Genomic DNA, 11878 nt, shown 5'->3' on the forward strand with positions numbered 1-11878 from the left:
GAGGCAGCGATGGCCGTTGTCGAAACCAGAAACTTAACCAAGGTCTTTAAAGAGGGTGAACTCGGCGCAGTCAACGATGTGAATCTGGAAACTCGCGAAGGCGAGTTCCTGGTCTTCCTCGGTCCGTCGGGATCGGGGAAGACCACGCTGTTGCGCATGATTGCCGGCCTGGAAATCCCCACGGCCGGCGAGATTCGCATAGGGGGCAAGGTGGTGACTTACATGACCCCTCGCGAGCGCGGCATCGCCATGGTGTTCCAGAGCTACGCGCTCTATCCCCACCTTTCCGTGTACAACAACATCGCCTTCCCCTTGAAGGCGCAGAAAGTTCCGCGGCAAACTCACCGGCAAAAAGTAGAGTGGGCGGCGGGACTGCTGGGCATCGGGCACCTGCTCCACCGCAAGCCGCGCGAATTGTCGGGCGGGGAACGGCAGCGTGTCGCACTGGCGCGAGCCATCGTACGCGAGCCCTCGGTTTTCCTGCTCGACGAACCGCTCTCCAATCTCGACGCCAAGCTGCGCGCCAGCGCCCGCGAGGAATTGGAGCTGTTTCACAAGCGGGTTCAGACCACCACGATTTACGTGACTCACGACCAGGTAGAAGCCATGGCCATGGGCGACCGAGTGATGGTGCTGCATAAGGGATACGTGCGGCAGTTGGGGACGCCGCGCGAGGTCTACGACACGCCGGCGGATACCTTTGTCGCAACCTTCCTCGGCTCTCCCCCGATGAACCTGGTGGAGAATGGCGACTTCATTGTCGGCTTCCGCCCTGAGCATCTCCTGCCTATAGAACTGACGCCGAATCCCGCGATCACTTTCCGCTTGAAGGTCAAAGTCACGGAATACCTGGGCGCGGAGTGGATCCTGTACGGCACCGTGGTGGGCGGAAAATTCGAGGGCAAGGAAGTCATCTCGCGCCTGGGTTCGGCGGAATCGTTCGCAGCCGACCAGATTTACGATTTTGGAATACGGGAAAACGACCTGCACTTCTTCGATCGCAAGTCGGAAAAACGCGTGCAGCCCCAGGTGCTGGCATGGCAGTAACGCCCAAGATCCCGCCGAAAGCGACCGGCGCGCAGTCGCCCAGTGGCTACGAGAGTTCCGCGGTCAAAGTGCCCTGGCACCGCACTCCGGAAAACCGCGCCAGCCTGCTCGGGGTCGCGATGTTCACGCCGGCGGTGCTGTTTATCGCGGTGCTGATCTTCGTGCCCTTCGTGATGGCATTCGTTTATGCGTTTACCGACGTCAAAGTCGGCAGCATCGAATCGCATTACGTGGGACTGGAAAACTTCCGCAGCATCATCCAGAGCCCCAGCTTCAGGAAGGCGCTGGGAAACTCGTTCATCTTCACCATCATTTCGCAGGTGCTGGTGATCGTCGGATCTACGATCCTTTCGGTGGCGCTGAAAGACAAGTTTCACGGCCGCGGCTTCATGCGTTTCCTGATCCTTTTGCCGTGGGTAGCGCCGATTTCGCTGGGCGCGATCGGATGGAAGTGGATTCTGGATTCGCTGTACAGCGTGATTAACTGGGTGCTGGTCGCGTTGCATTTCTATAAGCCGTACAGCGCGCCGATGTGGCTGGGAGAACCGCACCTGGCGATGGCGTCAGTAATCCTGGTGCACACCTGGCGGCTGCTCCCGTTCTCGACGGTGATCATGCTCGCCGGCCTGACGGCCATTCCCAAGGACATTCCTGAGGCGGCGGAGGTGGACGGCGCCGGGTTCTGGCGGACACTGTTCCAGATCACGATTCCCATGATGCTGCCCATCATCATGGTCGCCGTGCTTTTCGGAATCATATTCACCTTTACCGACATGACGGTCGTGTACGTGTTGACCGCGGGCGGGCCCTACGACTCCACCCAGGTGCTGCCGTCGTTGGCGTTCTTCACCGGCATCCTGGCCGGCGATTTGTCGCAGGGGGCCGCGATCTCGCTGTTCCTGGTGCCGATCATGGTGGTGGTCACTTACGTCATGCTGCGGCTGGCCTACCGGTCGGAGGTGGCCTGATGCCGCGCGGACATGCTCGCAGCGTCGGTTACGGCGTCGCGCGCTGGGCGGTGCTGGCAGTGTTCGGCATCCTGCTGGCGTTCCCGTTCTACTGGATGTTCGTCACCACCTTCAAGCAGACGGCCGATCTGTATACGCTGCAGAACAATCCTTTCAAGTTCAACATGCCGCCGACGCTGGAACACCTGAAACTCCTGTTCCTGCAGACCAAGTACATGGTGTGGGTGACGAACACGGCGATCGTGGGCGGGATCGTGGTCGGCATCACGCTGGTGCTGGCACTGCCGGCGGCGTATGCGCTCACCCGCCTGACCGGGCGCTGGGGCCAGCGCATCGGGGTCGCCATCTTCCTCACCTACCTCGTCCCGCCGACCTTGCTGTTCATTCCTCTTTCCCGCGTGGTGGCGATCCTCGGACTCCAGGACACCATCTGGGCGGTGGTGCTGGTGTACCCGACTTTCACGGTGCCCTTCTCCATCTGGCTGCTGATGGGATTTTTCAAGTCCATCCCGCGCGAACTGGAAGACGCCGCCATGGTGGACGGCTTAACGCGGTTGGGGGCGTTCATCAAGCTGGTGGTTCCGATTTCGCTGTCGGGCATCCTGACGGTGGTGATTTTCACGTTTACCCTGGTGACCCAGGAATTCGTTTACGCGCTGACCTTCATCTCCACCGAAAACAGCCAGATGCTGAGCGTGGGCGTGCCCACCTTCCTGGTGCGCGGGGACGTCTATTTCTGGGGCTCACTGATGGCCGCCTGCCTGATCGCCAGCGTCCCGATCGCGATCCTTTACAACCTCTTTCTCGATCGTTTCATCGCCGGCTTTACCGTCGGCGCGGTGAAGTAGATTTCGCCGCATACCTGCAACATATCTATGTGACGCATATCACCGAACGATGTAACATACAATGGTTGCCCTCAGCGGGAAGCCGCCATTTGCCCAGTATTCCGGGGGTCAGCCATGAGCACCACCAGCCAGCAAGGCGCCAGCGGCATTGCCAATTTATTGTCCGAAAGCGGCGAATATACCCCTCCCAGGGTGGTTCTCGACCAGGTCCTGCAGAAGAACTGGAGCGAGGAGTACCACCGTTCCATCGAGTCTCCGGAAAAGTTCTGGGGTGAATATGCCAGGCAGTTCGTGTGGTCGCGGCCGTGGAACAAGGTGTTCGAGTTTGACGGCACACACCACAAGTGGTTCCTGGGCGCGCGGACGAACATCACGCTGAACGCGCTGGATCGCCACGCCGACTCTGATCGCCGTAATGTGGCCGCCTTCATCTGGCTGGCCGAGGACGGCGCCGAGCGCACCGTCACCTATGGCGCGCTGCACCGCATGGTGTGCCGCTTTGCGAATGGACTGAAGTCGCTGGGCGTGAAGAAGGGCGACCGCGTCGTCATCTACATGCCGCTGACCATCGAAGGCGTGGTCTCGATGCTGGCGTGCGCGCGCATCGGGGCGATTCACTCCGTCGTCTACGCCGGGCTGGGGCACACCGCTTTGCGCGACCGCATCCAAGACGCGCAGGCGCGCGTGATCATCGTTGGCGACGTGGGATATCGCCGCGGCAAGACGGTGGCGCTGAAGGCCATCGCCGATGAGGCCATTGACGGCCTGGAGATGGTCGAAAAGGTGGTGGTTTTCGCGCGCCAGGGTTTTGAGCCGGCGAGCGCGCGAGAGGTGGATTTTGACGAGCTGATGAAGTCCTCCCCCGACTGCCCCGCCGAGGAGATGGATTCAGAAGATCCGCTGTTCATCCTCTACACCTCGGGCAGCACCGGAAAGCCGAAGGGTGTGGTGCACGTGCACGGCGGCTACATGGTGGGCACGACCTACCACCTGCGTACTTATTTCGACGTCAGCGATCGTGACGTGTTCTGGTGCACCAGCGACATCGGCTGGATCGTCGGACATTCCTACATCGTGTACGCGCCGCTGTGTGCGGGAGTCACAACCCTGTTCCGCGAAGGGGCGATTGATTTTCCGCGCCCCGACATCGCGTTCGAAATCATTCAGAAGTTCGGTGTATCGAAGGTGTTCACCGCGCCGACCGCATTGCGCATGTTCATGAAGTACGGGGGCGCGCTGCCTGCCAAGTACGACCTCACCAGCCTGAAGGTGATCGCCTGCGCCGGAGAACCGCTGAACCCGGAAGCCTGGCGATGGGCCCAGACCCACCTCGCCGGAGATGGTAAGTGGGGTTACGTGGTGGACAACTGGTGGCAGACGGAGCTGGGCGGACCGGCGATCGGAACTCCTGCCAGCATGGCCATGCGTCCTGGAAAAGCGGGAGTGTCGTTGCCGGGCTCGGAGGCCGATGTGGTGGATGAAAACGGCGCCTCGCTACCGCCGGGCGTCGGCGGACGGCTGGTGCTGAAGCGGCCATTTCCGCACATGATGCGCACGGTCTGGGGCGACGATGAGCGCTTTGGGCGCGACTGGAAGGTCGTTCCCGGGGGCTTCTATCACACCGGTGATGTGGCGGTGAAAGACGAGCAGGGCTACATCTGCGTGCTGGGGCGAGTGGACGATGTGCTCAACGTCGCCGGTCACCGCATCGGGACCGCCGAAGTGGAGAGCGCGCTGGTTTCCCATCCCGCCGTGGCGGAGGCCGCGGCAATCGGCATACCGGACGCGGTGAAGGGCGAGAGCATCAAGGTATTTGTAACCACGCGCGCCGGGCACACTCCTTCGGAGACGCTGGCGCAGCAATTAATCGAGCACGTGCGCCGCGAACTGGGACCGATTGCGGCCCCGTCGGCCTTGGAGTTTGTCGCCGGCCTGCCGAAAACGCGGTCCGGTAAAATCCTGCGCCGTTTCCTGAAAGCAAAAGAAGCCGGGCAGGACGTAGGGGATATCTCCACCATGGAGCAGTAAGGGCGGGACCAGTACCTGGTACCGAGTACCTAGTATCGAGAGAGGATTTTTATGGCACAAGGAACAACAACCCAGTCCACCAATATCGATTCGATCCTGCAGGAGCAGCGCCTGTTTCCGCCGCCGCCTGAATTTGCCCAGCAGGCTTACATCAAGAGCATGGCGGAATACGAAAAGATGTACAAGGAGTCGATCGAAGACCCGGAGAAATTCTGGGCCGGCATCGCGAAAGAGCTCCACTGGTTCAAGCCATGGAACACGGTGCTGGAGTGGAAAGCGCCGTGGGCGAAGTGGTTCAGCGGCGGAGAGATCAACCTCTCCTACAACTGCCTCGACTACCAGATCCAGAAGGGCAAAGGCGCCAAGACGGCGCTGATCTGGGAAGGCGAACCGAGCGGAGAGATACGCAAGCTCACCTACCAGGAGCTGCTCGCCGAAGTCTCGAAGTTCGCCAACGTGCTGAAGAAGCTGGGAGTAAAGAAGGGCGACCGGGTCGCCATCTATATGGGCATGTGCCCCGAGCTGCCCATTGCCATGTTGGCTTGCGCGCGCATCGGCGCGCCGCACTCGGTGGTGTTTGGCGGATTTTCCTCGAACGCGCTGGTGGACCGCATTACCGACTCGCAGGCGGTCGCGGTGATCACGCAGGACGGCTCCTATCGCCGAGGCGCCGAGGTCAAGCTGAAGCCGGCGGTCGATGAGGCGCTGGAATCCTGCCCATCGGTGAAGTCGGTGATTGTTAACAAGCGCACCGGAACGCCGGTGACGATGAAGGCAGGGCGCGACCACTGGATGCAGGAGCTCATGAAAGACGCTTCGCCGAACTGTCCGGCGGAGCCGCTGGAAGCCGAGCATCCGCTGTACATCCTCTACACCTCGGGCACGACCGGGAAGCCGAAAGGCGTGGTGCACACCACCGGCGGCTACTCCGTCTACACCTATATCACGACCAAATGGATTTTCGACTTGAAGGACAGCGATATCTACTGGTGCACCGCCGATATCGGCTGGGTCACCGGCCACAGCTACATTGTGTACGGACCGCTGCAGAACGGCGGCACTACGCTGATGTATGAAGGCGCGCCGAACACGCCGCAACCGGACCGCTTCTGGGACATCGTGGACCGGCACAAGGTCAACATCCTGTACACCGCGCCGACCGCGATCCGCACCTTCATCAAGTGGGGCGAGGACTGGCCGAGGAAGCACAAGATGCAGTCGCTACGGCTGCTCGGCACCGTCGGCGAGCCGATCAATCCGGAAGCCTGGATGTGGTATCGCGATGTGATCGGGCGCGACCGCTGCCCCATCGTGGATACCTGGTGGCAAACCGAAACCGGCGGCATCATGATTACGCCTCTGCCGGGCGCCATCCCAACCAAGCCGGGTTCCGCAACCAAGCCGTTCTTCGGCATCGTGCCCGACGTCGTTACCATGGACGGCAAATCGGTGCCGGAAGGCTCGGGCGGTTTCCTGGTCATCAAGAAACCCTGGCCGGGCATGCTGCGCACCGTCTACGGCGATCCCGATCGCTACGTGCAGAATTACTGGTCGCAAATCCCGGGCATCTACTTTACCGGCGACGGAGCTCGCAAGGACAAGGACGGCTATTTCTGGATCATGGGCCGGGTGGATGACGTGATCAACGTCAGCGGGCACAGGCTTTCGACCATGGAAGTGGAATCGGCGCTGGTGGCGCATCCCAAGGTTGCCGAGGCGGCGGTGGTCGGGCGTCCGGACGAACTGAAAGGCCAAGCGATCGCTGCATTCGTCACCCTGGAACAAGGCAACCAGCCCAGCCCCGAGTTGAAGGAAGAACTGAAGAAGTGGGTGGCGAAGGAGATTGGCGCTCTGGCCAAGCCCGACGATATCCGCTTCAGCGATGTCCTCCCCAAGACGCGCAGCGGCAAGATCATGCGCCGCCTGCTGCGCGAGTTGGCGACCAGCGGCGACGTCAAGGGCGATGTCACCACGCTGGAAGATCTGGGCGTCATTGCCAAGCTGCGGGAGGAAGAAGAGTGAATTAACGTCGGGAGTAAGTAGTCGTCGGATGTAGCCCGGTCGCCCCTCGACCGGGCTTTGTTTTGCGCAGCAAACTGGATCGAGCTGACAATCGGCAACCGACCACCATTTTTAGTGCAACACCGGCGTTACCAGCGGAATCCAATTCCGAGTAGCTGACCGAGGGCCCGGTAAGGAATCCCATGAACTCGAATCTCTACAAGAACGCCGACCTCTACTACATTGCGCTGGGCTGCCTGCTGCTGGGCTGGATCATGCGCCGCAGCCGCCAGCAAGAACTCGATCCCGTCATGCGCCTTCGCTTGGCTGGCGCTCTTTGACGGGGGGTCATTGTTGCTCCGGCAACGGTCCGGTTCTCGCCGCCATCTGAGACGTCAGCAGCTTGGTTGTGCGCCGCCGCGCTCGCGCGAGGATTCTTGAAGATCACCATATTTGGGCTGACCCTCTCTTCATCGTGGGGCAACGGTCACGCCACTCCGTTCCGCGCCATCGTGCGCGCCCTTCACCGCCGCGGGCATCGAGTCACCTTCTACGAGAAAGATGTTCCTTACTATGCAAGGCGGCGCGATTTCGACCATTGCGATTATTGCGACCTGGTTTTGTATGACGAATGGGACCAGGTGCGTCCGCAGGCGCTGCGTGAAGCCCGCGCCAGCGATGTCGTGGTCTGCACGAGTTATTGCCCTGAAGGCGGGCGTATCGTGGACGACGTTCTCCCGCTGCAACGTCCGCTGCGCGTTTTTTACGATCTGGACACGCCGATCACCCTGCAGAACCTGGAGCAGGGGAATCTGGAATATCTCTGCCGCGACCAGGTCGGCGGTTTCGATCTCTATCTGTCTTTTACCGGCGGACGCATCCTGGATGTGCTGGAGCAGCATTGGGGAGCGCGCATGGCGCGACCGGTGTACGGCTGCGTCGATCCCGACGTCCACAACTGCGTATCCGAGCGCGCCGACCTTCGTTGCGCGCTCAGCTACATGGGAACCTACGCCGCCGACCGCCAGCATAAGCTGGACGCCTTGTTTCTGGAGCCGGCGCGTCGCCGTCCGGATTCCTGTTTCATTCTGGCTGGCTCCCTGTACCCGCGTGAATCGAGGTGGCCGGAAAACGTGCGCCTCCTGGAGCACGTCGCGCCCGCCGATCATCCGGCACTGTATTCATCTTCGCGCCTGACCTTGAACATCACCCGCGACGGCATGGCGCGCTACGGCTACTGTCCTTCGGGACGCTTCTTTGAGGCCGCCGCTTGCGGCACGCCGCTGATCACCGATCATTGGCCAGGGCTGGAAACATTTTTCTCTCCCGGCGATGAACTACTGGTCGCGCCCGGCGTTGAGGATGTCCTGGAAGCGCTCAATGCCGGCGATGAGGAACTCTCGCGTATTGCCTGGCGCGCCCGCGAGCGGACCCTGTGCGAGCACACCGGTGATGACCGGGCCCGGGAGATGCTGGCCTATTTCGAGGAAGCGCGCAGGCCGGTTTCAGCGTTACGCGAAGCAGCTTAGGAGTGGAAGCCTGATTACGGGAGACCGGAAATGATCGGAATCATTCCCGCCGCGGGCGCCGGGCAACGCATCCAGCCGCTGGGTTGCTCGAAGGAACTTCTGCCCGTGGGCTCGCGCGTGATTGATGGCGTCGAGCGCCCCAAGGCCGTCGCCGAATACTTGGTCGAGCGCATGATCGCCGCCGGCGCGACCCAGATCTGCATGGTCATCTCGGCGGAAAAAAGCGACATCGTCAAGTATTTCGCTGAACGCGAATTCGCCGCGGAGATTTTCTATGTTGTGCAGCGGCGGCCCCAGGGCCTGTGCGACGCGCTGTTTCGCGCCGAACCATTCGCCCGCCACCACGGACAAGTGCTGCTCGGCTTGCCGGATACGATCTGGTTCCCGGAAAACGCCTACCGGCAGGCCGTGGACAATACCGACGGGGCGGGAATCAACCTGGTTTGTTTCCCGGTGCTGGACCCATCCGCATTTGATGCGGTGGTCAGCGATGAACTGGGCTACGTACAACGTGTCGAGGTCAAGCAGAAGAACGCGCACTCACACTGGATCTGGGGCGCTGTTACCGCCACCGGCGAGGCCTTTCATACGCTGAAGCTGCTTTGGGACGCCCGCCATCATGAAGACGAATACCTGGGACATCTGCTCAATGCTTACATGGGGGCCGGCAACATCGTGCGCGCCACCCATTGCGGCGAGAAGTACATGGACGTGGGCACCCTGGAGGGCTTCCGCCACGCCCAGGATTTTCTGCGCGCCATGGGCACGGTGCGCAAGGCGGCTTAGTCCGTAGAAGTCTGCTGTAAAAAATAGAGCCGCGCGGGTCGCGGCTCTTCCTTTTGTCCGTCGTCTGAACTCTGCTATTTCGGTTCGGTCTGCGACTTCAGCACCTCGCGAATTTCCCGATTGATGCGCGCCGCATCACGTGCCGCATTATCAATGAGTTCCAGCCATTTCTTGTTGGTGTCATCGAGTTTGGCCTGCGCCAGCAGGTAGGAGGCCTGCATTACGGTCTCGATCGAATTACTCAGATCGTGGGCCAGCGAGCGCAGCTTGGTATTTACTTCCGGAGACATCTTTGTCTGTTCCATACGTGTCTGGGGCGCCATTCTACTCTCCTGCCACCCTCACAGCGGAATCCCCGGCCTGAATGTCACCTGCTGTTGGACTCCCTTTCCGTCCTTAACGTTGTTTGCGCCCTAAGCATTTCTGTGGCGACAATCCGGGCCCTTGTTGGCGCGATTGGTCGTAAGGCGAAAAGGACAGGCGAGTTAGAGCTTCTTCCTTAATCCTCCTAACCCAGCTTAACCCTACACTGCACCCACCAGTTTCCTTAACCCCTGGAGGTGCAATGCGCATCGCAGCGCTGGTCGCAGTTATCTTAGTACTCGTCCCGGTCCCAGGCTTGCAGGCCGCCGATATTCCCGCGCCGACCACTACTTTGGCCGCCGAGACGGGAAACAATACGAGCGCATCGCCGGTTTTTTTCACGCAGGCGGACGGAAACCTCGGCGCCGGCAACATCAGCAAGGTGCCAATCCGGTCTCTGCTGTATCCCGGGGCGACCACCAAGCTCTTCGCCCACGTGGAGCCCTGGTGGGGCAGTTCGAAGCACATCGACATCGGCTACAGCTCGCAGGATCCCGCCCAGGTGCATCGCCAGGTCGTTGACATGATCAGCCGCGGACTCGACGGCGCGGTGGTCGATTGGTACGGTCCGGACAGCTACGAGGCCCTCGGCGTAAAGCTGATGGTTACCGAAGCGGAGAGCCATAGCGCGTTCAATGTATTCGTGGAAGTCGATAAGGGCGCGGTCGAATGGGACTCCTGCTTTTCCACCTGCAGCGCGACCACAGCCGTCATCCAGCTTTTTACTCGACTTGCCGGCGACTTTTTCTCCTCCCCCGCCTACTTCCGCATTGGCGGCCGTCCGGTCCTGCGCGAATTCGGCATGGAGACGCTTTCGCAATCGGTGGACTGGAACGCCGTGCAAGCCCAGGTTCCCGGCAATCCTTTGATCATTCATCGCAACCTCGGCGGGTTTGCGACAGCGCAAAGCGGCGGCGCGTTCGGATGGATGGAACCGAAGACCCTCAGCAACGAACCGCCCAATTATGACGGCACCGATGAGCTGTACTGGTTCTACTCCAATGCGGTAGCGACCTATCCCTCCAAGCCGGCGTTCGGCGCGGTATGGAAGGGTTTCAACGACATTCTTGCCGGGTGGTCGCCGCCGGGAGGACGCCACATCGAGCAGAACTGCGGCCAGACGTGGCTGCACACTTTCGCCGCGGCCAATAAGTATTACTCCGCCTCCAACCAGCTTCCGGTGATGCAACTGATTACCTGGAACGACTACGAAGAGGGAACCGAGCTGGAAACCGGAATCGATAATTGCGTGACCGTGGCAGCGTCGCTCACAGGCACGCAATTGCAGTGGACGATCAGCGGCGATCCCACCGCTGTCGATCACTACACAGTATTCATCTCTAGCGATGGCAACAACCTGGCCTCGCTGGGCGACTTGCCTGCCGGCACCACCGCCTACGATCTTGCGACACTTACCATTCCGGCGGGCAATTACGGACTCTATGTCAAAGCGGTGGGTAAGCCGTCGATGCGCAACCAGATGTCGCAGGCGGTGACGCTGTCGGTTTCATCAACCCTGCCGCCCGCCGGTGGCAAGAACGTTACCCTGATCGCGACACCAGCGTCGGCGCAGGTGACACGCGGTCAAACCGCGCAGTTCTCTCTAGGGCTGACCGAGACCGGCGCCTCCGACCCGGTGACACTCTCCTGCTCGAACCTGCCGGCAGGCGCGACCTGCAGCTTCGCCCCGGCGACCGTGACACCGGGCGCGTCAATGACTTCAGTAGCGCTCACCATTTCAACCTCGGCCATGACAGCATCGCGCCACCATAATTTCCCGCTGTTCGCATTCTGGGCCCCGGGTGCGCTGGGAATGGTCATGCTGCCGGGAGCGTTGGCCCGGCGGAAACGGGCCTCTTCGGCGCGAACCCTGCGACTGGCTGGATTGCTGATCCTTGCCCTGGTGCTGCTGGCGCAACTCGCGTGTGGCGGTGGCGGCGCGACACCGAAGGCGGCGCTATCTTCAACGAGCACAACGCAGTCATCGAACACAGCTTCGACAACGACGACGAGCGCTTCCACGACGACGAGCGCCTCCACGACGTACACGGTGACGGTGAACGCCGTCTCGGGAATGGTGAGCCGTACCACGACCGTCAACCTGACGGTGCAGTAACCGCTGAGGCTGGGTTCGAAGGGTCGTCATCATTCCGCGAGGATGCGACAAAACGGAAGAGTCCCGGCTCACATTGTGAACTGACAGGGGTGCACTGAGCGTCCCGCGCCCGGGTTTGCAACCTGCCATTCACGTCTGTAAAATAAATCTCGGTGTAGCCTTCGCGGCGCCGTTCGGCAGCCGCGCCACGCC

General features: G+C 61.1%; 10 protein-coding genes. 9 read left to right on the top strand and 1 reads right to left on the bottom strand.

Features of this window, described 5'->3' with window-relative positions:
• The first annotated feature begins 9 nt into the window (after nucleotides 1-9).
• The 8 genes from VFI82_17295 to VFI82_17330 all read left to right on the top strand — a co-directional run bounded on the left by VFI82_17295 (nucleotide 10) and on the right by VFI82_17330 (nucleotide 9207).
• The gene (locus VFI82_17295) at nucleotides 10-1047 is read left to right on the top strand and encodes an ABC transporter ATP-binding protein (protein ID HET7186440.1); all 1038 of its coding nucleotides are present in this window, start codon (nucleotides 10-12) and stop codon (nucleotides 1045-1047) included.
• Nucleotides 1038-2015, top strand: a complete 978-nt coding sequence (locus VFI82_17300) for a sugar ABC transporter permease (GenBank protein HET7186441.1) — start codon at nucleotides 1038-1040, stop codon at nucleotides 2013-2015. The genes VFI82_17295 and VFI82_17300 overlap by 10 nt, the downstream gene beginning before the upstream one ends.
• Entirely contained in the window at nucleotides 2015-2863 is an 849-nt protein-coding gene (locus tag VFI82_17305) for a carbohydrate ABC transporter permease (protein HET7186442.1), read from the top strand. The genes VFI82_17300 and VFI82_17305 overlap by 1 nt, the downstream gene beginning before the upstream one ends.
• Nucleotides 2864-2977: 114 nt before the next feature.
• Entirely contained in the window at nucleotides 2978-4891 is a 1914-nt protein-coding gene (gene acs / locus VFI82_17310; GenBank protein ID HET7186443.1) for an acetate--CoA ligase, read from the top strand.
• 51 nt (nucleotides 4892-4942) lie between these two features.
• Nucleotides 4943-6913 (top strand): acetate--CoA ligase, encoded by a 1971-nt coding sequence (gene acs / locus VFI82_17315; protein ID HET7186444.1) that lies wholly within the window; start codon nucleotides 4943-4945, stop codon nucleotides 6911-6913.
• Nucleotides 6914-7095: 182 nt separating this feature from the next.
• Complete coding sequence (locus VFI82_17320) at nucleotides 7096-7233, top strand: hypothetical protein (GenBank protein HET7186445.1); 138 nt, start codon at nucleotides 7096-7098, stop codon at nucleotides 7231-7233.
• A 96-nt stretch (nucleotides 7234-7329) separates the two neighbouring features.
• Nucleotides 7330-8421 carry a glycosyltransferase gene (locus VFI82_17325; GenBank protein HET7186446.1) on the top strand — a complete coding sequence of 364 codons (1092 nt, stop codon included), beginning with the start codon at nucleotides 7330-7332 and terminating at the stop codon, nucleotides 8419-8421.
• 30 nt (nucleotides 8422-8451) lie between these two features.
• Complete coding sequence (locus VFI82_17330) at nucleotides 8452-9207, top strand: sugar phosphate nucleotidyltransferase (GenBank protein ID HET7186447.1); 756 nt, start codon at nucleotides 8452-8454, stop codon at nucleotides 9205-9207.
• Nucleotides 9208-9281: 74 nt separating this feature from the next.
• Here the strand turns inward: VFI82_17330 and VFI82_17335 are convergent, their stop codons facing one another.
• Entirely contained in the window at nucleotides 9282-9512 is a 231-nt protein-coding gene (locus VFI82_17335; GenBank protein HET7186448.1) for a hypothetical protein, read from the bottom strand.
• 260 nt (nucleotides 9513-9772) lie between these two features.
• Here VFI82_17335 and VFI82_17340 point away from each other — a divergent pair, with 260 nt between their 5' ends.
• The gene (locus tag VFI82_17340; GenBank protein HET7186449.1) at nucleotides 9773-11686 is read left to right on the top strand and encodes a hypothetical protein; all 1914 of its coding nucleotides are present in this window, start codon (nucleotides 9773-9775) and stop codon (nucleotides 11684-11686) included.
• Nucleotides 11687-11878 lie beyond the last annotated feature (192 nt).

The organism is Terriglobales bacterium (assembly GCA_035691485.1).
Lineage (GTDB): Bacteria > Acidobacteriota > Terriglobia > Terriglobales > Acidobacteriaceae > JAIQGF01.

What these genes read in the sequence shown, in the direction of transcription:
- VFI82_17305 (HET7186442.1), top strand. Translation starts at nt 2,015, where the DNA reads ATGCCGCGCGGACATGCTCGCAGCGTCGGTTACGGCGTCGCGCGCTGG.
- VFI82_17300 (HET7186441.1), top strand. Translation starts at nt 1,038, where the DNA reads ATGGCAGTAACGCCCAAGATCCCGCCGAAAGCGACCGGCGCGCAGTCG.
- VFI82_17335 (HET7186448.1), bottom strand. Translation starts at nt 9,512, where the DNA reads ATGGAACAGACAAAGATGTCTCCGGAAGTAAATACCAAGCTGCGCTCG.
- VFI82_17340 (HET7186449.1), top strand. Translation starts at nt 9,773, where the DNA reads ATGCGCATCGCAGCGCTGGTCGCAGTTATCTTAGTACTCGTCCCGGTC.
- acs (HET7186444.1), top strand. Translation starts at nt 4,943, where the DNA reads ATGGCACAAGGAACAACAACCCAGTCCACCAATATCGATTCGATCCTG.
- VFI82_17330 (HET7186447.1), top strand. Translation starts at nt 8,452, where the DNA reads ATGATCGGAATCATTCCCGCCGCGGGCGCCGGGCAACGCATCCAGCCG.
- VFI82_17320 (HET7186445.1), top strand. Translation starts at nt 7,096, where the DNA reads ATGAACTCGAATCTCTACAAGAACGCCGACCTCTACTACATTGCGCTG.
- VFI82_17295 (HET7186440.1), top strand. Translation starts at nt 10, where the DNA reads ATGGCCGTTGTCGAAACCAGAAACTTAACCAAGGTCTTTAAAGAGGGT.
- acs (HET7186443.1), top strand. Translation starts at nt 2,978, where the DNA reads ATGAGCACCACCAGCCAGCAAGGCGCCAGCGGCATTGCCAATTTATTG.